The sequence below is a fragment of the Streptomyces sp. NRRL WC-3618 genome, from assembly GCF_001280005.1.
Lineage (GTDB): Bacteria > Actinomycetota > Actinomycetes > Streptomycetales > Streptomycetaceae > Streptomyces.
Genome location: NZ_LGDW01000303.1, coordinates 49,323 through 67,649, shown reverse-complemented (window position 1 = coordinate 67,649; position 18,327 = coordinate 49,323). Strand labels below are relative to the sequence as shown.

The 18,327-nt window shown below is 69.3% G+C and carries 21 protein-coding genes and 2 pseudogenes; 10 read left to right on the top strand and 13 right to left on the bottom strand.

Translation table 11 applies throughout. From position 1 onward, the window contains the following. Positions 1-59: 59 nt before the first annotated feature. On the top strand, positions 60-296 hold the full coding sequence (locus ADL01_RS23680) for a transposase (protein ID WP_159049610.1): 237 nt from the start codon (positions 60-62) through the stop codon (positions 294-296). A gap of 68 nt (positions 297-364) precedes the next feature. Here the strand turns inward: ADL01_RS23680 and ADL01_RS47865 are convergent. From ADL01_RS47865 to ADL01_RS23660, 6 genes and pseudogenes are all read right to left on the bottom strand, one after another. Next, positions 365-472: pseudogene (locus tag ADL01_RS47865) on the bottom strand (helix-turn-helix domain-containing protein); the annotation flags it as partial. Between the two features lie 44 nt (positions 473-516). Then, positions 517-1,002, bottom strand: a pseudogene (locus ADL01_RS23675) (acetyl-CoA C-acyltransferase); the annotation flags it as partial. A gap of 237 nt (positions 1,003-1,239) precedes the next feature. Beyond that, on the bottom strand, positions 1,240-1,431 hold the full coding sequence (locus tag ADL01_RS23670; protein WP_053744031.1) for a ferredoxin: 192 nt from the start codon (positions 1,429-1,431) through the stop codon (positions 1,240-1,242). 23 nt (positions 1,432-1,454) lie between these two features. Continuing rightward, entirely contained in the window at positions 1,455-1,592 is a 138-nt protein-coding gene (locus ADL01_RS44865; RefSeq protein WP_159049609.1) for a hypothetical protein, read from the bottom strand. A gap of 225 nt (positions 1,593-1,817) precedes the next feature. Beyond that, the gene (locus ADL01_RS23665; RefSeq protein ID WP_229878594.1) at positions 1,818-1,985 is read right to left on the bottom strand and encodes a ferredoxin; all 168 of its coding nucleotides are present in this window, start codon (positions 1,983-1,985) and stop codon (positions 1,818-1,820) included. Positions 1,986-2,089: 104 nt separating this feature from the next. After that, complete coding sequence (locus tag ADL01_RS23660) at positions 2,090-2,758, bottom strand: TetR/AcrR family transcriptional regulator (protein ID WP_078960716.1); 669 nt, start codon at positions 2,756-2,758, stop codon at positions 2,090-2,092. A gap of 598 nt (positions 2,759-3,356) precedes the next feature. Between ADL01_RS23660 and ADL01_RS23655 the strand changes: the two genes are divergently transcribed. The 4 genes from ADL01_RS23655 to ADL01_RS23640 all read left to right on the top strand — a co-directional run bounded on the left by ADL01_RS23655 (position 3,357) and on the right by ADL01_RS23640 (position 6,692). Continuing rightward, the gene (locus ADL01_RS23655) at positions 3,357-4,088 is read left to right on the top strand and encodes a hypothetical protein (protein WP_159049608.1); all 732 of its coding nucleotides are present in this window, start codon (positions 3,357-3,359) and stop codon (positions 4,086-4,088) included. Between the two features lie 85 nt (positions 4,089-4,173). Further along, complete coding sequence (locus ADL01_RS23650) at positions 4,174-4,692, top strand: cytochrome c oxidase subunit 3 (RefSeq protein WP_199834909.1); 519 nt, start codon at positions 4,174-4,176, stop codon at positions 4,690-4,692. A 10-nt stretch (positions 4,693-4,702) separates the two neighbouring features. Continuing rightward, positions 4,703-4,972 carry a cytochrome C oxidase subunit IV family protein gene (locus tag ADL01_RS23645; RefSeq protein ID WP_053744028.1) on the top strand — a complete coding sequence of 90 codons (270 nt, stop codon included), beginning with the start codon at positions 4,703-4,705 and terminating at the stop codon, positions 4,970-4,972. A gap of 685 nt (positions 4,973-5,657) precedes the next feature. Further along, the gene (locus ADL01_RS23640) at positions 5,658-6,692 is read left to right on the top strand and encodes an MBL fold metallo-hydrolase (RefSeq protein WP_053744027.1); all 1,035 of its coding nucleotides are present in this window, start codon (positions 5,658-5,660) and stop codon (positions 6,690-6,692) included. A 30-nt stretch (positions 6,693-6,722) separates the two neighbouring features. Here ADL01_RS23640 and ADL01_RS23635 read toward each other — a convergent pair whose 3' ends face one another. Next, positions 6,723-7,727 (bottom strand): MaoC family dehydratase, encoded by a 1,005-nt coding sequence (locus ADL01_RS23635; RefSeq protein WP_053744026.1) that lies wholly within the window; start codon positions 7,725-7,727, stop codon positions 6,723-6,725. Continuing rightward, positions 7,724-8,611: an HpcH/HpaI aldolase/citrate lyase family protein gene (locus tag ADL01_RS23630; RefSeq protein WP_053744025.1), complete on the bottom strand. Its 888-nt coding sequence runs from the start codon at positions 8,609-8,611 to the stop codon at positions 7,724-7,726. Before ADL01_RS23630 ends, ADL01_RS23635 begins: the two co-directional genes overlap by 4 nt. A gap of 80 nt (positions 8,612-8,691) precedes the next feature. Here ADL01_RS23630 and ADL01_RS23625 point away from each other — a divergent pair, with 80 nt between their 5' ends. The 3 genes from ADL01_RS23625 to ADL01_RS23615 all read left to right on the top strand — a co-directional run bounded on the left by ADL01_RS23625 (position 8,692) and on the right by ADL01_RS23615 (position 11,832). Beyond that, entirely contained in the window at positions 8,692-9,849 is a 1,158-nt protein-coding gene (locus ADL01_RS23625) for an acyl-CoA dehydrogenase family protein (protein WP_053744024.1), read from the top strand. A gap of 132 nt (positions 9,850-9,981) precedes the next feature. Beyond that, on the top strand, positions 9,982-11,064 hold the full coding sequence (locus tag ADL01_RS23620) for an LLM class F420-dependent oxidoreductase (protein ID WP_053744023.1): 1,083 nt from the start codon (positions 9,982-9,984) through the stop codon (positions 11,062-11,064). Between the two features lie 48 nt (positions 11,065-11,112). Then, positions 11,113-11,832, top strand: coding sequence for a TetR/AcrR family transcriptional regulator (locus tag ADL01_RS23615; RefSeq protein WP_078960715.1), 720 nt, complete (start codon positions 11,113-11,115; stop codon positions 11,830-11,832). On the opposite strand, the gene ADL01_RS23610 is transcribed toward ADL01_RS23615, so the two are convergent. Beyond that, the gene (locus tag ADL01_RS23610; protein ID WP_107090975.1) at positions 11,829-12,608 is read right to left on the bottom strand and encodes a CoA transferase; all 780 of its coding nucleotides are present in this window, start codon (positions 12,606-12,608) and stop codon (positions 11,829-11,831) included. The two genes, ADL01_RS23615 and ADL01_RS23610, sit on opposite strands and share 4 nt — an antisense overlap. Here ADL01_RS23610 and ADL01_RS23605 point away from each other — a divergent pair. Continuing rightward, positions 12,583-13,620, top strand: a complete 1,038-nt coding sequence (locus tag ADL01_RS23605) for an acyl-CoA dehydrogenase family protein (protein WP_229878017.1) — start codon at positions 12,583-12,585, stop codon at positions 13,618-13,620. The two genes, ADL01_RS23610 and ADL01_RS23605, sit on opposite strands and share 26 nt — an antisense overlap. Positions 13,621-13,787: 167 nt before the next feature. Here ADL01_RS23605 and ADL01_RS23600 read toward each other — a convergent pair whose 3' ends face one another. The 4 genes from ADL01_RS23600 to ADL01_RS23585 form a co-directional block, all read right to left on the bottom strand. Continuing rightward, a complete protein-coding gene (locus tag ADL01_RS23600) occupies positions 13,788-15,248 on the bottom strand; it encodes a UvrD-helicase domain-containing protein (protein ID WP_053744021.1) in 1,461 nt (486 codons plus the stop codon). Continuing rightward, a complete protein-coding gene (locus tag ADL01_RS23595; protein WP_053744020.1) occupies positions 15,245-15,727 on the bottom strand; it encodes a hypothetical protein in 483 nt (160 codons plus the stop codon). Before ADL01_RS23595 ends, ADL01_RS23600 begins: the two co-directional genes overlap by 4 nt. Further along, entirely contained in the window at positions 15,724-16,587 is an 864-nt protein-coding gene (locus ADL01_RS23590; protein ID WP_053744019.1) for a DUF6083 domain-containing protein, read from the bottom strand. The genes ADL01_RS23595 and ADL01_RS23590 overlap by 4 nt, the downstream gene beginning before the upstream one ends. Before the next feature lie 169 nt (positions 16,588-16,756). Continuing rightward, the gene (locus tag ADL01_RS23585; protein ID WP_053744018.1) at positions 16,757-17,020 is read right to left on the bottom strand and encodes a helix-turn-helix transcriptional regulator; all 264 of its coding nucleotides are present in this window, start codon (positions 17,018-17,020) and stop codon (positions 16,757-16,759) included. Between the two features lie 179 nt (positions 17,021-17,199). Between ADL01_RS23585 and ADL01_RS23580 the strand changes: the two genes are divergently transcribed. Continuing rightward, complete coding sequence (locus tag ADL01_RS23580; protein WP_053744017.1) at positions 17,200-18,264, top strand: hypothetical protein; 1,065 nt, start codon at positions 17,200-17,202, stop codon at positions 18,262-18,264. Positions 18,265-18,327: the final 63 nt, after the last annotated feature.

The following is an 18,327-nucleotide window of genomic DNA, read 5'->3' as shown; positions in this document are numbered from 1 at the left end:
CTTGATCCGCTTTGACGGACATCCGAGATCAGGGGTTCAGCCCCGGGAGGATGTCCATCATGGAGAGCATGGGGAAGAAGAAGCCTCGCCCTCGCCGCTCGTTCACGCCGGAGTTCAAGGCCGAGATCGTTGAGCTGTGCCGACGCGGTGACCGCGGTCTCGGTCAGATCGCCAAGGACTTCGATCTGACCGAGACCGCGGCGCGTGACTGGGTGAAGCAGGCCGAGATCGACCCGGGCGAGCGCTCACTCCTGACCCGGGCCGCCGTCACACCGTTCGAGCAGTTCACGAGCTGACACAGCCGAACCGCACCACTGGGCACGCCCAAGCGACCCCGAGCACACCGACGTAACGACTACGAAAGGCCGTCCGCCGAGAAGTCATGGATCACATTCCGGACCCGGTCCGCGCTGGTGAACGAGACCTCGGCGATCTTCGCTACGGGCATGCCCTGCACGGGTAACAGCACCAGGAGGCTGCCCGGCTCCCGCGGTGACTGCAGCCCTGGGCACCCGAGCCCTCCATGGTGGCGAGGAGGTCGGCGGCCACTCCCTGGGGAATGAAACGGGTGTCGTAGGCAGTGGCCGGGTCGGCTGCCATTGCGCCGCCGTCCGAGCCCATCGGTACCCGCGACATGGACTCCACCCCGCCGCCGATGACCAGCTCGTCCCAGCCCGACCGGATCTTCTGAGCCGATGTGTTCACCGCCTCCAGGCCGGAGGCGCAGAACCTGTTGAGCTGTACCCCGGCCACGCTGTCGGGCAGGCCCGCCACCAGCGCGGCGGTGCGCGCGATGTCCTGGCCCTGTTCCCCGACCGGAGTGACGACACCGAGCACGATGTCCGAGATCCGCTCAGGGTCCAGACCCGGGTTCCGCTTCTGCAGCTCGTCGATCAGTCCGACCACCAGCGACACGGGCTTGGTGGCGTGCAGCGATCCTGTCTTCTTGCCGCGGCCTCGCGGCGTGCGGATCGCGTCGTAGACGAAGGCTTCAGTGGTCACGGTCGGACGGTCCTTCCTCACAGTGCTGTATTCCGGCTGCCGCGACGGCACAACGCGGTCGGCGGACGACACGCTCACTGTTCAGTCGATGCGAATGGTGATGGACATTGCAGGCAGGACAGCTGCCGCTCGGTTCCGACGAGCGGGGTCCGCCCCTTGAAACCGTCCTTGTGTGCGCCTCGACCCCGCACGGGTCCGCCGACGGGACTCCCTCGACCGCCCGGTGTTCGCGGCGCATCACCGCTCCAGCCCCAGCGCCTCGGTCGGGCAGCCGGCGATGGCTTCCTCGACCTGCGCCAGGCAGCCGTCGGGCACCGCGTCCGTGAGCAGGACGAGGTCTCCCGCGCTATTGACCTCGAACACCTCGGGAGCCAACGACTCGCAGATGCCCAGCCCGGTGCATTTGTTCCGATCAACGGTGATCTTCATGGTGGCTCCTGGATGCCGTCCGGTCAGGCGGGGGTGCAGGCCGGGTCCCGCTGCTCGATCCGCCCTAGGGCGGGCTTCGTCATCTCGACACGGGCTGTCGTGCCGCCGTCGGCGTGCTCCTTGGCTGCGTCACCGGCGTTCCAACCATTCGGGGTGCACATCGCGACACGACACCCTCGCCCATCAATCTAATATAGATTAAATAGATGGGATCGTGTCAAGCACCATCCGGGTTGTCGAGGACGGCAGGCACTACGACCTGCCGCGCGGTGTGCGACTGACAGGACTGGCGGGAATCGTGACCGATCCGGCCGAGGTGCTCCGGATCGGGTCCCTGGCGGTCGCCAGTCCGCCCGCGGAGGCACCGACGACCACGACACGTGCGGTCACTTCTCCTCCAGCCGGATGGCCGCGGCGGGGCAGACGGCGGCGGACTCGCGTACCCCGTCGTGGAGTTCGGGCGCGGGGTGCTCGCCGAGGAGGACGGCCATGCCGTCCTCGTCCCGCTGGTCGAAGACCTCCGGAGCGATCAGGACACACTGACCCGAGGCCACACACTTAGGCGCCCTTGGCCTCCAGGGCCTTGGCCGTCGAAAAGTCGGCGTCAACAGGTCAGCGCACCGTGCGCCGCTGGATGGCCGCATCCAACGTCCGGCGGTCAGTCGGACGGCGGCAGCAGTCTCCTCATCAACGCCTCCTCAAGCTCGCGCAGGATGGTGTCGTCATCGACAAAGGAATGCGGCAGGGTGTGCCAGAGGGCGAACTGACCGTGCAGGCCGGTCCACAGCAGGACCCCCAGCGTGTCGGCCTCCTCGCGTTGCTCGGGACAGGCTGCGGCGAGGTACTGGTCAACGGCATCGGTCCACGCGATCAGCACCCGGTCGAGCGGATGCCCGGTGGCGCGCCGGTCCTCCGCCGAAGTCTGCTGCTCCAGGCTGAACATGAGCCGATAGCGGCGGGGATTGTCGACGGCGAACCCGCGGTAGGTGCCCACGATGGCGCGCAGGACACCCCATGCGTCGGCACCGGCCTCGGCGGCCGCGCTTCCGGCCTCGCGCATGGTCGACGCCAGCGCGGCGTACCGGGCATCGAGCACCGTCCGCACCAGGTCGGTCTTGTCGTTGAAGTGCAGGTAGATACTGGGCGCGGCGATGCCCAGCTCGCGGGCGATGCCACGCAGAGACAGGGCGTCCTCGCGACCGGACTCCTCCAGGATGCGCGCCGCCGTGTCCAGGATGTGTAGGGCACACGCCGCCTCTGGGCTGCCAAGTCCACGCTTCCTCCTCCGTACCCCGCCGGTTGCGACTGGGCTTTCATCATCGGCCATCCACGGCTTGCCACCCGTCTGGAACGGGCCTCGCCAAAACCACCTAACCGCGTTAGGCTCACCTCGACAACCACCTAACGGCGTTAGTAAACCTAACGCCGTTAGGTCGATGAGAGGAGCCCTCGTGCCCCCTGGCCCCACGCCCGAATTCGTCCTCGCCCGGCCGAGGACCGCACCCCTGGATCCGCCTCCCGCTTACTCCCGCCTGTGTGAGGAGGCACAGCCGCGTCACCATCTGGGACGGCCGGCGATGCGGGTCGCCGTGTCCAGGATGTCCTGCCGGAGGCGCTCCCCTTCACCCTGCCGGTAGGGCACACGCCGCTTCTGGGCTGCCGAGTCCACGCTTCCTCCTCCGAGTCCACGCTTCCTCCTCCGTACCCCGCCGGTTGCGACTGGGCTTTCATCATCGGCCATCCACGGCTTGCTACAGTTTTTACTGTATGTATTACCGTAAGGGCGTGTAGACTGCCGGTCAAGGCAGCTCCGGCACCGTCGAGCACGGAGCGAAGGTGCTGACCGAAGTTGCGTACCAAGACCAGCCACGCTATTTATTTTACGTTAAATTCAACACTTCGAGGGGCGCGTTATGAACCTGAGAATGCAGCGGCTGTGCGTATGGTGCGGACCCGGACTGATACTGATCTTTATGATCGGCTTCTTGTTCGTCGCGGGTCTGGTTCCGCCGCCATCACCGAACCTGGGCGCATCCGAGGTGGCGCGCTTCTACACCGAGCACCAGACGCGGATACAGATCGGCCTCATCATCTCCATGATCGGCTCCGGGCTCGCCTTCCCGTGGGCGGCTGTCATCAGCGTGCAGATGCGGCGCATCGAGGGCCGGCGGTCGCCTCTCGCAGCCATACAGCTCACCGCTGGTGGAGTCCTGTGCCTGCTCCTCGTGTTCCCGATGTTCGCCCTGTCCGCGGCGGCGTACCGGCCGGCGGACCGCTCGCCCGAGATCACCCAGGCCCTCAACGACCTCGGCTGGCTTCCCTTGGTCGGCTTTGTGGCCCCGCCGGTAGTCCAGGTCATCGCCATCGCGCTCGCCGTATTCAGCGACAAGAGCGCCGAGCCCGTCTTCCCCCGGTGGGTGGGCTACTTCAGCCTGTGGTGCGCGATACTGCTCGCGCCCGGCATCCTCGTCATCGTCTTCCACACCGGACCTTTCGCGTGGAACGGCATCTTCGCCTTCTGGCTGCCCCTCACCGTACTCGGGACCTGGTTCTTCGTGATGACCGTGCCGCTGCTCCAGGCCATCAAACAGCAGGAACGCGAGCAAGAGAGCAAACAATCGGCTGCTTCGGCGCCGCTCAGCCCGGCGGGCACGTGACAGCCGGATGCCCCGCACTACGACCTGTTCGGCGACCCAGCCCCGCGCCCCACGTCATGTCCCCGGCGAGGAAGGACTGTGGTTCTTGCTCCTGGGCGACATGGTGGTCTTCGCCGTGTTCTTCGGGTCCTACCTCGTCCAGCTGGGCAAACACCCACAGATGTTCGCCACCTCCCAGCAGGAATTGAGTCAGTCCTACGGCGTCCTGAACACGCTCGTTCTACTGGCCAGTTCCCTGCTGGTCGCCCTCGGCGTCCGAGCCGTGCGCGCCGGTGCCACGGCCGTCGCACCGTGGTTGTTCGCAGGCGCCATCAGTTGCGGCCTCACCTTTGCGGCAATCAAGTTCCTTGAGTACAGAGACAAGTTTACGTCCGGAATCGGGCCCAATACCAACGACTTCTTCATGTACTACTTCGTCCTCACCGGAGTGCACTTCTTCCATGTCGTGCTCGGGCTGGGCGTACTCACCGTCATTGCCGTGAAGTCGCGGGGACGCCAGATCTCGTCCGGCCGGTTCACGTTCATTGAAGGCGGCTCCTGTTTCTGGCACGTGGTCGATCTGCTGTGGATCGTCCTGTTCTCCCTGCTGTACCTCGTGAAGTGAGGGAATCCCGATGAGCAGACCGCGCCTCACCCGGCTTACCGTTGTCTGGCTCGTCCTGGTCGCCGCGACACTGCTTTCATGGTACTTCGGCGCCGGCCACGGCATCGGTTCCTCCCCTACCGCAACCGCCCTCGTCCTCGTCATCGCTTTCGCCAAGGTGCGCCTGATCGGCTTGGATTTCATGGAGCTCCGAGCCGCTCCGATCTGGCTGCGCGCCACATTCGAGGGCTACTGCGCCCTGGTGTGCGGAACTCTCCTCGCGCTGTATTTCATGGCGTGATCCCTGGGGAGGTACAGGCTCAATCAGGTGAAGGTCCTCATGCGATGACCGTACCGACCGATGTTCGGGCGAGCGCCTCCGTCGAGAGCTGATGGCGGTCGGGTTCGACACGCGGCCTGCGAATTGTCCGGCCCGGCCTGACAGACATGGCCGTGTTCGTAGCTTCGCGGCCGCGCAGCAGTTCTACGAATGCGAACAGCATGCCGCGCAAACACACCGCCACCGACGGCGATGGCGATGGCGATGGCGAAGAGCAGCACATTGGTCTCGGCGCAGGATCAGCAACCAGCGCACCCGAGCAACCTCACTGCCGCCGGACAGGTGGAACAGCTGTCGAAGAATCGGGATGCAGCGGTCATAACGATGCGGCAGAACGTCACTCAGGGCCTTCGGGCTCGATCTGCCCGGTGGGGGAGGGTGAGGGTCGCGCTGACCAGCATCTCAAGCCCTGGGCGCCGCTGCGCCGCTGCGCCGGGCCACCACTTTCCAAGCTGGGGCGCCTTCAGCCACAGGTTCCTCGACCACTGGCACGAGGAGGCGCGCCGCGCTCCACGGCGGCCGGCTCTCCGTGCACGTCGAGGCTCGCTCGCGCTGCTGCGCTGCTGTCGAAGGCCAGGAGGGGCACATTTAATTTAATGTAAGCTAAAATCTACTCTGTCGACTGCGGTGCAGGAGCAAGGTCTTGGTGCTACCCCTGTTGGAACAGCCCGACGACTGGACCGAACCCGGCGCCCACGCCGTCGTGGACCATGTGTACCGCATCCCCCTGGCACTGCCCGTGGACGGATTGGCGGCGGTCAACGTCTATGTGATCGAGGATCCCGGCGGGCTGATACTGATCGACTCGGGCTGGGCCAGGCCCGAGACCGAGAAGGCACTGGTCGAGGCGTTGCAGAGTCTCGGACACCGGCTCGGGGACATTGACCAGATCATCGTGACGCACGCCCACTGGGACCACTACACCCAGGCACTGGCGCTCCGCGAGTCGCTCGGCACCCGCGTGCGGATCGGCTGGGAGGAACGTCATTCGATCGAGGACTTCGACCTGGCGGACGGGAGCTACCCCCGGCAGGCCGTCCTGCTGCGCGCGTGCGGCGCCCCCGAACTGGCGGCCCGAGTGGAGGCGATGACGGCCGAGCCGCACGAGCTGGACATGCCGTTCGGCCCTCCGGACGCGTGGCTGAAGGACGGCGAGCGGATCGTCCTGGCTGACCGCCGCCTGGACGTGCTGGCCACACCCGGCCACACCCGCGGTCATGTGGTGCTCAGAGATCCCTTGGGCGGTCTGCTGTTCTCCGGGGACCATGTGCTGCCGTACATCACGCCGTCCCTGGGGTTCGAGCGGTCGCCGGAGAGGCATCCCCTGCGGTCCTATCTCGCCTCTCTGCGCCTGGTGCGAGGGATGCCGGACGCCCTGCTGCTGCCCGCCCACGGGCCGGTGACAAGAAGTGTCCACACCAGGGTGGACGAACTGATCGCGCATCATGAGGAACGCCTGGACGAGGTGGTACGCCAGGTGGCGTCCGGGGCCGACACGGCCTACGCGGTGGCGCGCGCGCTGCCATGGACCCGTCGTCTGCGCCGGCTCGACGACCTGCCGCTCGTCCACCAGATGACAGCCGTACTGGAGATCGACGCCCACCTGGACGTACTGGCCGGGCAGGGCGCGGTCACATGGCGGGACGTTGAGGGAACTCGGCGGTTCGCCCCGGCCGGTTGAGCAACCGTCCGGGGCGGGCTGACCTCTCGGTCAGGCCAGTACGACGACGTACCGCCAGTCCAGGACGTCGCGCGGCGGCTCGTCGGCGAGGGTGGCGTGGACCTTCGACCGCAGGTGCACCAGCCCGCCGTGGCCGTCCAGCGCGTGCTTGCGCTCGACGGTGACGGTGCTGTGCAGGGTGTCGCTCTCGTGCACGGGGCCCAGGTGGTCGCAGCCGTGCCAGCCGGCCACGGTGACGATGGACGGCAGAGCCCGGGCGGCCTGCGCGAGGGCCACGCCGATCGTGTGGCCGCCGTAGACCAGCCTTTGCCCGCCCGCCGCGCGCCGGTCATGATGCGCCTTGGCCACGTTGAGCGTGAGCCGGGCGAGCTCAGGGGCGCTCGACACGACGTCTCCGCCACCGACTTCCCAGACGCTGCCCTCGGTGATCTCGCCGAACCGGGGTCCGGCGACGCGCTCCGCGAACCGGTCGAGCCGCCACCCCGCCGGGACCGCGGCGAGCGCGTCACTGTCGGGCGGGTCGCCGACGGCGTCCAGGTCGGCGGCGTGGCCGGTGCGCGCGTCCGGGTCGCGGAGGGGCAGCATGGCGCACCGCCAGAAGTCCAGTACCGGGCGGCCGTGCTGGTCCGTGGTGATGATGCGAAGGGCCGCCAGGCCGGTCGGCCGGCGGCCTTCGCGGCTGCTGTTCTGGCGCAGCGCCACCACGTGGGTGGAGGTACTCAGGGTGTCGCCGATGAGGGGTGCGCGCCGCAGCACCAGCCCGCGGTAGAAGAGATTTGCCTTCACATGGTGGGTCGCCACCGTGGACTGGCCGATCGCCACATCCCAGACCAGGGCCGGATGCGCGAGGGGAGCCTGCCCGGTCACCGCCAGGCTCAGCTCCGCGTCCAACGGTAGAGCGAGCTGGTCCCCCACGATCGCCTGATGGGCCGCCGCGTGGCCGGCGGTGAGCGTCATCGCCGGTGCCCCGCCGAAGACCTGGCCGACCGTCAGCTCGTCGAAGTACGGCCCCTCGGCCGTGTGTGCCACGCTCATACCCGCGATCCTCCCGCTTTCGCCAGCACACGTCGTGCCGCCAACGCCACGGCCTCGTCGATCATCCGGCCGTCGAGGGTGACCGCTCCCTGGGCTCGGTCATGGCCCTCCTGCAGGGCGGCCAGAACCGCCCGCGCCCGCGTCACCTCGTCCGCCGAGGGCGTGAACACCTCGTTCACTGCCTGGATCTGGCACGGGTGGATGACCCACTTGCCGTCGAAGCCCAGTTGTGCGGCGCGGCGCACGCTCTCGGTGAACCGCTCGTCGGCCGCCACCGCGAGGTACGGCCCGTCCACGGCCGCCAGGCCGGCACTGCGGGCGGCTGTCAAGACGGTGTCCTGCGCCCACAGCCAGGTCTCGGCCGGGATGTCGGCCGCGCGGCCGAGCGAGGCCGCCAGGTCGGCATAGCCGATGATCAGGGTGGTCAGCCGGGAGGTCACCGCCACGATCTCGCGCAGGTTGGCCAGGCCGGCCGCCGTCTCGATCAGCGCCTGTACGGTGACCGGCTCGACGCATCCGGCGGCAGCCTCCGCCCCGTCCAGCAGCCGGTCCACGAAGGCCAGGTCCCCGGCCGATTCCACCTTGGGCAGCACGATCGACGCCGTGCCACCCTGACGCACGCAGGCGATCACGTCAGCGTGGCACCACGGAGTCCGCGGCGGGTTGACCCGTACCGCGATCCGCGGGCCGATCTCCGCCCTCCGGCCCAACCAGGAGGCCACGAGGGCCCGCGCGCCGTCCTTGCCGGCCGGAGGCACCGCGTCCTCAAGGTCGAGTACGATCTCGTCCGCGCCGGATCCGGCCGCCTTCGCGATCTTGCGGCCGTCCGACCCCGGCACCGACAGACACGACCTGAGCGCTCCCGCCGGATTGTCCTCAGCCATCCGAGCCCCTCTCTCTTTTAATTTAATTTCGACTATAATCCGGTTGGACGCCAGACCGGTAGCCGAGCGAGGAGAGCCGCATGTCCATCCTTTCCGACGAGGAACAGGCCGTCGTCGACATCGTCAGGGAGTTCGTCGACCGGGATGTGCGGCCGGTGGTGCGGGAGCTCGAGCACGCCAACGAGTACCCCGAGAAGCTGATCGACCAGATGAAGGCACTCGGCGTCTACGGCCTCGCCATCCCCGAGCCCTACGGCGAAGCACCCGTGTCCACCTCCTGCTATGTCGGAGTGACCGAACAACTGGCCCGGGGCTGGATGAGCCTGGCCGGGGCCATGGGCGGCCACACGGTGGTCGCCAAGCTGCTTCTGGCCTTCGGCACCGACGAGCAGAAGGACCGCTACCTGCCGAGGATGGCGACCGGCGAAATCCGGGCCACGATGGCCCTGACCGAGCCCGGCGGCGGCTCCGACCTCCAGGCGATGGGCACCACCGCCCGCCGCCGGCCGGACGGCGGCTATGTCATCAGCGGCACCAAGACCTGGATCAGCAACGCCCGCCGCTCGCAGCTCATCGCGCTGCTGTGCAAGACCGACCCCGGCGCGTCACCCCGGCACAAGGGCATCAGCATCCTGCTGGTCGAGCACGGCCCTGGGCTCACCGTCTCCCGGGACCTGCCCAAGCTCGGCTACAAGGGAGTGGAGAGCTGCGAACTCTCCTTCGACGGCTACCACGCGCCCGCCGACGCGGTACTGGGCGCAGTGGAGGGAGACGGCTTCGCCCAGATGATGAAGGGCCTGGAGATCGGCCGGATTCAGGTGGCCTCCCGGGCGCTCGGAGTCGGGCAGGCGGCCTTCGACGACGCGCTGGCTTACGCCCAGGAGCGCGAGAGTTTCGGCAAGCCGATCTGGAAGCACCAGTCGATCGGCAACTACCTCGCAGACATGGCCACCAAGCTCACCGCGGCCCGCCAGTTGGTGTTGCATGCCGCAGAACGGTTCGACTCCGGGCGCCGCTGCGACATGGAGGCCGGGATGGCGAAACTCTTCGCCTCCGAGACCGCGATGGAGATCGCACTCAACGCCGTACGGATCCACGGCGGTTACGGATACTCCACGGAGTACGACGTCGAACGTTACTTCCGGGACGCGCCCTTGATGATCGTCGGCGAGGGCACCAACGAGATCCAGCGCAATGTCATCGCCGCCCAGCTGATCAGCCGGGGAGGCCTGGTGTAGGGGCTGTGTACGCCCCTGACTGCTGCAAGAACGACGAGGCGTTCGTTCAACAACACGCTGGAGAACACCCTTGGCGTCAAGAGCCGGTACGCGAAGCGCCGGACCGGCCGGGGATCCCGACTGGAGGACGATGTGAAACTGTCGATGCTGCTGTCCAGGTACACCGGTGACCCGGTGGAGACGGCCGGGCTGGTGCGCGAACTGGAGTCCGCGGGCCTGGACATGGTGTGGGTACCAGAAGCCTACGGCTTCGACGCGATGTCGCTCGTCGGCTACCTCGCCGCGATCACCGACCGGATCCAGATCGGCACCGGCATCGTCAATGTCTTCAGCCGCACCCCCACCCTGCTGGCCATGAGCGCCGCCGGCGCGGACAGCCTGTCCCGCGGCCGGTTCACCCTCGGGCTCGGTGCTTCCGGACCGCAGGTCATCGAGGGTTTCCACGGCGTGCCGTTCGAGCAGCCGATGCGACGGATCACAGAGACCATCGAGATCTGCCGCAGCGTTTGGCGGCGGCAGGAAGCCCTGACCCACGACGGCAAGGTCTTCCAGCTCCCGCTGCCCGCCGACCGCGGAACAGGGCTCGGCAAGCCGCTGCGCCTGATCAACCACCCGTACCGCAACCGCATCCCCATCTATTGGGCGTCGCTGATGGAGCGCTCGCTGCAGGCGACAGCCGAAGTGGCCGACGGCTGGCAGTCGTTCTTCTTCATGCCTGAGGGCGCAGCGAAGGTCTTCGGGCCGGCGCTCGCCGCGGGCAGCGCCCGGCGCTCCCCGGACCTGGCCCCGCTGGACGTCGTCGCCGGCGGTCCGGTCGCCGTCGGCGAGAACCTGCCGGTCGACGACCTGCTGGACCAGGAGCGGCCGATGGTCGCCCGGTACATCGGCGGCATGGGTGCCCGCGGCAAGAACTTCTACAACGACCTGGCCTGCCGGTACGGCTTCGAAGCCGAGGCGAAGACCATCCAGGACCTCTACCTCGACGGGAAGAAGCGGGAAGCCGAGGCCGCAGTCCCCCGGGAATGGCTGGTCCGGACCACGATGATCGGGCCGCCCGGCTATGTCGCGGAGCGGATCCACGCCTACCGTGAGGCCGGGGTGACCACCCTGAACCTGGACCCGGTCGGAACGGACCCGGCCGGAACGGTCAAAGCGGTACGTCACCTCGTGGACGACATGGACAGCCCTGTACAGCCAGTCCCGGACGGACGATGACACACACCGCACGTCAGCGCCACGGCAGGTCACACCTATAATTGATTCATGCCTAAAAAAACCGCGAGCAAGCCGCCTGCTGAGCCCAATGACTCCAAGGCGGCACGCACGCGAGAGCGCATCCTGGACGCTGCGGCCCACGTCCTCAGCCGCAAAGGGTACGCGGGGACCCGGCTGAGCGATGTGGCCGAGCAGGCCCAGATCCAGGCTCCGGCCATCTACTACTACTTCTCGTCCAGGGAAGTGCTGATCGAAGAGGTCATGTGGGTCGGCGTGGCCCGGATGCGGGAGCACCTCGTGGAGGCGCTCGACGCGCTTCCGGCAGACGCCGGCCCCATGGACCGCATCGACACGGCCGTCGAGGAACACCTGCGCTTTCAGCTGGCGATCTCGGACTTCGCCACCGCCGCGATCAGGAACGCGGGCCAACTCCCCGAGGACATCCGCACTCGGCAGCTCGCCGAGGAGGCCCAGTACGGGGACGTGTGGCGCACCCTCATCCAGGACGCCCAGAAGGCGGGCGAACTGCGCGCCGACCTCGAACCCCGGGTCTCCCGCATGCTCGTCCTGGGCGCCCTGAACTGGGCCGCCGAATGGTGGAACCCCCGCCAGGGCTCGCTGGACGTCGTCGTCCGCACCGCGCAGTCACTCGTACGTCATGGGCTGGGGGTTGCGGCCGTGCAGGAACAGGGCGCCGCGCAGCCGACAACGAAGGGCCGGACGCGGCGTACGGCCGCCACGCCCTCCCGAGCGGTCCGCGGCGCCTAGACCGCGGCTGTCTGTACGGCGGCCCCCGACGTCAGCAGCGCTTCGGCATCGCCGACGCCCCACGCCTTGAGCACGTCGGCGGTGTGCAGGCCGGGCACCGGCGGGGGTGATCCGAGGGTGGTGGGCGAGCCGGAGAAGCGTGGTGCGGGAGCGGGCTGCAGGACGCCGTCGTGCTCCACGACCGTGCCGCGGGCCTTGAGGTGCGGGTGGCCGGCGGCTTCGCGCAGGCTCATCACCGGTGCCACGCAGGCGTCCGACGCCGAGAACGCCTGTGCCCACTCGCTCTGGGTGCGGCCGGTGAACGCCCCGGCGATGCGCTCGCGCAGCAGCGGCCACCGGGTGCGGTCGTGCTGAGCTGCCGGGTCCTCGTCGAGGCCGAGGACGACGAGCAGTTCGGCATAGAACTTCGGCTCCAGTGCGCCGACCGCCATGTGGCGGCCGTCGGAGGTCTCGTACACCGCATAGAACGGCGCTCCGCCGTCCACGAGGTTGACGCCCCGCTCGTCCTGCCACGTCCCGGTCGCCAGCATCATGTGGGTCCCGGCCAGCAGATGGGCGGTGCCGTCCACAATGGCGGCGTCGACGACCTGTCCCCTGCCGGTGCGGTCGGCTTCACGCAGCGCCGCGAGGACGCCTATGACGAGGTAGGTTCCGCCGCCGCCGAAGTCGCCGAGCAGATTGAGCGGAATCTGCGGCGGTCCGCCGGAGCTGCCGATCGCGTGCAGGGCACCGGTCAGGGCGATGTATCCGATGTCGTGCCCGGCCAGCTGGGCCATCGGCCCATCGGGAATCTACGGCCTGCAGATCGGCGAGGAATACGGCGGCGCCGGCGAGTCGGACTACCGCTACCGCATGGTCGTCTGCGAGGAGATCGCCCGCGTCCACACGCTGTCCTTCGGCCTCACCGTCGCCCTGCAGGACGACCTGGTACTGCACTATCTGCTGGACCTGACCACGGACGAACAGAAGCGGCGCTGGCTGCCCGGCTTCGCCCGCGGTGAAACCATCGGCGCGCTCGCGATGACCGAACCGGGCACCGGCAGCGACCTGCGGGGCATCCGCACCTCGGCCCGTCCCGATGGCGACGACTGGATCCTGAACGGCCAGAAGACCTTCATCTCCAGCGGAATCATGGCCGACCTGGTGATCGTCGCCGCGCGCACGGACCCCGACGCCGGGTCGCGCGGTTTCAGCCTCATGGTGGTTGAGCGGGACATGCCGGGCTTCACCCGCGGCCGGAAGCTGGACAAGATCGGCCTGCCCGGCCAGGACACCGCCGAGCTGTACTTCGAAGAGGTGCGCGTGCCTGCCGCCAACCTGCTCGGCTCCCCCGGAGAGGGGCTGCCGCAGCTCATGAGCCACCTGCCCAGGGAGCGGCTCGGCGTGACCGCCACAGCCATCGCCACCAGCCGGGCGATATTCGACCTCACCCGCGACTACTGCTTCGACCGACGGGCATTCGGCAAGCCCATCGGCGACTTGCAGCACATCCGCTTCGAACTCGCCGAGATGGCCACCGAGCTCGACATCGCGGAGGCCTATGTCGACCGCTCGGTGCGCGCCTACAACGCGGGGGAGCTGACCGCCGTGGACGCCGCCAAGGGCAAGTGGTTCGTCAGCGAACTGCAAAAGCGCGTCATCGACCGATGCCTGCAACTGCACGGCGGCTACGGCTATATGACCGAATACCCGGTCGCCCGTGCCTTCGTCGACACAAGGATCCAGACGATCTACGGCGGCACCACCGAGATCATGAAGGAGATCATCGGACGCGACCTGGCCGGGTGAGGCTGCTTGTCCACGGGCCCACGACGTCGCGGGGGCCCGGTACAACCGCCGGCGTTGGCCCCGGTCCTGCCGGAATCGGGTGCCACACCCGTGGTAGCTCTGACCGCCCAGGATGCCACCGCGTGCTGGGCGACCCACCCCAGCAGGTGAACAGCGCCGGGGACACGTCAGGGCGTCCCATGTGGGTGTTCGTGGATCCAGGACAGGCCTCCGAGGTCGAGGCGGGTGCGGGTGCGGGTGACGGCGACGTAGGCGAGGCGGGCCTCTCCGTCGTCGATGGGTGCGGGTACGGCCTGGCCCGCGTCGTCGTGCTGGTCGGGGTCCTGAGGCGGGGTGAAGTCGTCCGCGATCTTCACGCCGGGCCATTCGCGGCCTTTAGCCTTGTGGGCGGTCGAGACGGTCACCTGGGCGTGCTGCTCGGGGGCGAGTTGAGCGACGGCGGTGAGGATGGCGTCGGTGCCGTGCGTGTCGACGAGGTCGACCAGGGGCTGCAGGTCGCGGCCGGCCGGGTCGTGGGCGGCGTAGTCCTGCAGTTCGCCCCAGGAGGGGAACAGGAGAAGTTCGGGGTGGGTGGTGCGGCGGCCTTCTTTCAGGTCGCGGGCGGCGAGTGCCAGGGCGCGCAGGCTGTCTCCTCCCCCGGCCAGCGCCACCCGGCATCCGGCGGTCATCAGGCCCATGACGTGGGACATGGCGCCGACGTTGGTGCGGCACAGCACCGCGTCGGGCCGGGTGAGGGGGCCGAGTTCGGTGGGTACGGTCTCGGTGCCGGTCAGGCGGAGGGGGGCGTCGGCCAGGTGCAGCCAGCGGTTGGCTTCCTCGGCGAGGTGGGGGCCGAAGCGGAAGGACTGGGAGAGGGTGAGCTGGGTGCCGTCGAAGCCGGTCATGATGTCCTTGGCGCCGCGCCAGTGGTAGATGGCCTGGGCGGAGTCGCCGACCATGACGAGCTGGGCGTGGTCGCGGTGGCTGAGGAAGATGTGTTCGACGACGGGGTTGGTGTCCTGGGCCTCGTCCAGCAGCAGGAAGTCGGCGTCGATCCTGGGCTGGGTGAGGGCCCACATTTTCAGGTAGTGGTCGTGGTCGAAGCGGACCGCGCCGTCGTCGGGGTTGTGCAGGTCGCTCCAGGCTTTGCGGGCGAAGGGCACGATGTGGGCGGCGAGTTGGGTGTGGAGATCGTTGTTCTCCAGGCCGCGCAGGCGGGGCACGTGGTGGCGGGTGATGGCCTCATCGGCGGTGTGACAGAAGCGGGCCACGGTGCGCAGCAGGGTGTGGCAGAGGGCTCTTTGGGAGATGTCGCGCTCTGCGATGCGGATGGCCTTGGTGACGCCGAGGGCCTGGCCGGTCTGCCAGGCCGGGCGGCGGGGTGCGTTCAGGCGGCGGGTGTAGCGGTGGCCGATGGCCGCGTAGGCAAGGGCGTGCGCGGTCTTGCACTGGACGGTGTTCGGGAAGCGGGTTCGTGCGTCCTGGGCGATGGCCCGGTTGAAGGCGAGGTAGCGGCCGCGGCGGGTGGTGGTGCGGGCGAGGAGGGCGAGGGTGGTGGTCTTCCCGGTGCCGGCGCCTGCCTGCAGGGCGAGGTGGTCGCCGGCGTGGAAGGCGTCGGCTGCTGCCGTCTGTTCGTCGGTCGGTTTCATGGCGTGGGCCTCTCGGGGAGCCGGGTGAGCGCGTGCCCGACGGCGGACAGCAGGTAGGCGGGGGTGGTATGGGCCAGCATCTGGCCCACCGCGTGGTCGAGGCGGTCGATCTCCTGGTCGGCGTGCTCGGCCAGGGCCCGGTGCAGGGCCAGTTCCACGTACCGCTCCGGGGTCTGCTGCGCGCGGCGGGCATCGGCTGTGAGGACAGCGTGCGCGGCGGGCGGGAAGACGACATTGAGCAGCACCTTGTGGTCTGCGTCCGGGTAGTGCGTGGTGATCACGTCGATCGGCAGCCGTGCGCCGAGCCGGTGGCGCAGCCGGCGGGCGGCCCGGTGGGGGGTCTTGGCAGATACGAGGGCCATCAGACGGGTGGCGTCGTGGTTGGCGGCGAGCGGCAGCACGCGGGCGGCGCGGAGCAGGGCTGCCGGGCACAGGGGGCGGGTGAGCACGATTTCCAGGGCGTGATGCGGCATCGTCATCCCCTGCCGTGTCGGCGGGCCGGGGGTTGGGGCAGGCGGGTGTGGATGTGCGCCGCGTGCAGGAGGGCGTCGAAGGGCTGCCATCCGGCCAGGGCGAGGTCGGCGACGCCGGGGGCGGCGGCATGTGCGGGGCAGTGCTGCGCGCGCCAGCGCAGTTGCTCGCTGTAGGGGAGGTGGCCCAGGTCGTAGACGGCCATCAGGGTGTCGGGCAGGGCGAGTTGACCTCGCTGGGGGCCGGTGGGCAGCAGTCTCCAGGTCCCGGCCGGGCTGGTGGTGGCAAGGACCGGGTTGGCGCAGTGGTGACGGTGGCGGGTCTGGGCCACGCAGCGCAGGCCCTCGACGGGGCGCTCGGCAAGGTAGCGGCACAGCAGCATCTGCACGACGGGGTGGTCAGGTCCGTCGGCGTCGGCGGCCGGTGCGCCGCCGCTTGAGGGCAGGGCAGGGGTGAAGGCGCCGGTGTCGGTCAGGCGGCGGGTACGGACGGCGAGTTGGCGGCGGAGCGCCTCGAGGCAGGGGCTGGGTCGGCAGGTGGGGGTGCGGCGCGGGCAGAGCACGGCGTGCGGGATGCGGCACCAGGCGCTGCCGTCGCCGTGCGGGTGGGCGATGCCGCCGCTCAGGTGCCAGCGGCAGGATTCGGGGACGTGGGCGGCGGTCAGTTCGGTGGGGTGCAGGGCGATGGGCCGCTGGTCGGTGCGCGGGTAGAGGTCGATGCGGTTGCCGCAGTGGCGGCAGCGGCCGTGTTGGCCTGCGCGCAGCAGGCGGCTGGGGCTGGTGGCGGTCACCCGCAGGGGGCGGGGGCGGTGGGTGACGCGGGGGCTGCCGTCCCAGTGTCGGCCGGCAGGGGCGGGAGTGGGGCACATGGCAGGGACCGTGCCAGGCGACACGCAGGCGCGAGCAACGTGTCGGAGGGATTTCCCACGGCCAGCCCAACAATCCCGCACACATGAGCGTCATTGCGGATGCTTGTTCTATGCCTGATGCCTGATCGGGTGATTCATGACGTGGTGCACGCCGGGGCGAAGTGAGGGTTCAGGAACGGGCTGTGCCGGGCGGAGTGTGGTGCTCGCACAGGGCGCCCAGGAAGTGCTCGATGGGCACATCGAAGGTGTGGGCGAGGGCGTGCCAGGTGGTAACACTGCCGGTGGTGCGGCCGTGTTCGAGGTCGATGAGGGTGCGCCGGGCCAGACCGCTGTGGTCGGCGAGTTCGTCGAAGGTCCAGCCGCGCTCGGCCCGCAGGCGCGCGAGCACAACGCGCAGCGCAGTGAGGTCGGGGGCGGGCGGCAAGATCGTCACCCCACCATCCGACGGTGCAGACCCCTGCCCCGTCAGTGCGGGTTTCTGCACTTTCGCCGGGCGGAGCGGGTGAAGGCGAGCTTCGCAGTGCGGGAAACTGCACTACGGTGCGTCCGTCTCGGGGGCCTGTCACGGTGAGCCCCCGCCACGGCGCGAACGGACAGGAGGACGACCAGCCCATGAGGCTCGGTGGCGCGCATGCCGCAGTGCGGCGCATCTGGACAGTGGAGCTGCGTCCGCGGGCGGGCGGCCCCACCCTCGTCTGCCCCTCCTGCACCGCCCACACCTCTCCCCTTACGGCCTCCTCCGCGCGGTCCGCCGCCCTGGCACATCTGGCCTGCCATGCCCGCGCCGACGCACTGCCGGCGTATCTGCGTAGCTGCCAGTGCCGGGTGCAGGGCTGTTTGTGGCATCCGCGTCGCCGGGGGTGCGGCGGTCCGGTGCTACTGGCCCTCACCCGCGACCGCAGCGGCCGCACCTGGCGACTGGCCGACACCTGCGCGGCCTGCGCGGCGGCGACCAGCCATACCGCCGTGGTGCCGGACACGCTGGTCAACTCTCCCCGGCCGCTTCCCTCTGCCTGCGCGCCGCCGCAGCCGCTGGTCGGGCTCCGGGTGGAGTCCGACCAGCGGCTGCGGGTGCGGGAGATGCTCACCTACCTCGGCGCCGCGCTGCCCCGGTTCACCTCCCCCGCCGCCCGGCTGCTGGGCCTGCAGTGCGCCCTTCGCACCAACAGCCGCGGCCATGTCCGGCTGCCGACGGGTCTGCTGCGCGGCATGCGCCTGGGCGGGCACCGGGAGCTGTGGCAGGAGCTGGCCCACGCCGGCTGGCTGGAGCCGCCGGCCGTCAGGTCGGTACCCGTGCAGGTGCGGCTGCTCGATGCCGCGGTCCTGGACCAGGCGCCCGGTCGCCGTGCCCGCTGCCGCGCCGCCCACTGGGCGCTGCGCCCCGCCCCGTTGGCCTTGCCGGCCGCGCCGCCCGCCCTGCGGCTGACCGCTCTGGTGCTGGCCGCACACATGTCCGTCGATGCCGAACACAGCGCCGATATGGACGTCCTCGCCCGCCTGTGCGGGCACAACCCGCAGCAGACCGGAGAGCTTCTCGACCGGCTGGTGACCACCCGCACACTGGGAGCCTGGCACCACAACCGGGAGAACGACGAGGTGCTTTGGCAACTGCCCCAGCCCCGTGCACGAGCCCGCCCTGCAGTACGGCCCCGCCGCCACCAGGCACCGCGGTGTTGAGGCCGGCTCCGGGCAGAGGCCAGGAAGATCGCGCCGCCCCTCGTCAGGGGCAGCACCTATGGT

What these genes read in the sequence shown, in the direction of transcription:
- ADL01_RS23680 (WP_159049610.1), top strand. Translation starts at nt 60, where the DNA reads ATGGAGAGCATGGGGAAGAAGAAGCCTCGCCCTCGCCGCTCGTTCACG.
- ADL01_RS23670 (WP_053744031.1), bottom strand. Translation starts at nt 1,431, where the DNA reads ATGAAGATCACCGTTGATCGGAACAAATGCACCGGGCTGGGCATCTGC.
- ADL01_RS44865 (WP_159049609.1), bottom strand. Translation starts at nt 1,592, where the DNA reads ATGTGCACCCCGAATGGTTGGAACGCCGGTGACGCAGCCAAGGAGCAC.
- ADL01_RS23660 (WP_078960716.1), bottom strand. Translation starts at nt 2,758, where the DNA reads ATGGCCGATGATGAAAGCCCAGTCGCAACCGGCGGGGTACGGAGGAGG.
- ADL01_RS23655 (WP_159049608.1), top strand. Translation starts at nt 3,357, where the DNA reads ATGCAGCGGCTGTGCGTATGGTGCGGACCCGGACTGATACTGATCTTT.
- ADL01_RS23645 (WP_053744028.1), top strand. Translation starts at nt 4,703, where the DNA reads ATGAGCAGACCGCGCCTCACCCGGCTTACCGTTGTCTGGCTCGTCCTG.
- ADL01_RS23635 (WP_053744026.1), bottom strand. Translation starts at nt 7,727, where the DNA reads ATGAGCGTGGCACACACGGCCGAGGGGCCGTACTTCGACGAGCTGACG.
- ADL01_RS23630 (WP_053744025.1), bottom strand. Translation starts at nt 8,611, where the DNA reads ATGGCTGAGGACAATCCGGCGGGAGCGCTCAGGTCGTGTCTGTCGGTG.
- ADL01_RS23625 (WP_053744024.1), top strand. Translation starts at nt 8,692, where the DNA reads ATGTCCATCCTTTCCGACGAGGAACAGGCCGTCGTCGACATCGTCAGG.
- ADL01_RS23615 (WP_078960715.1), top strand. Translation starts at nt 11,113, where the DNA reads ATGCCTAAAAAAACCGCGAGCAAGCCGCCTGCTGAGCCCAATGACTCC.
- ADL01_RS23605 (WP_229878017.1), top strand. Translation starts at nt 12,583, where the DNA reads ATGTCGTGCCCGGCCAGCTGGGCCATCGGCCCATCGGGAATCTACGGC.
- ADL01_RS23610 (WP_107090975.1), bottom strand. Translation starts at nt 12,608, where the DNA reads ATGGCCCAGCTGGCCGGGCACGACATCGGATACATCGCCCTGACCGGT.
- ADL01_RS23600 (WP_053744021.1), bottom strand. Translation starts at nt 15,248, where the DNA reads ATGAAACCGACCGACGAACAGACGGCAGCAGCCGACGCCTTCCACGCC.
- ADL01_RS23595 (WP_053744020.1), bottom strand. Translation starts at nt 15,727, where the DNA reads ATGACGATGCCGCATCACGCCCTGGAAATCGTGCTCACCCGCCCCCTG.
- ADL01_RS23590 (WP_053744019.1), bottom strand. Translation starts at nt 16,587, where the DNA reads ATGTGCCCCACTCCCGCCCCTGCCGGCCGACACTGGGACGGCAGCCCC.
- ADL01_RS23580 (WP_053744017.1), top strand. Translation starts at nt 17,200, where the DNA reads ATGAGGCTCGGTGGCGCGCATGCCGCAGTGCGGCGCATCTGGACAGTG.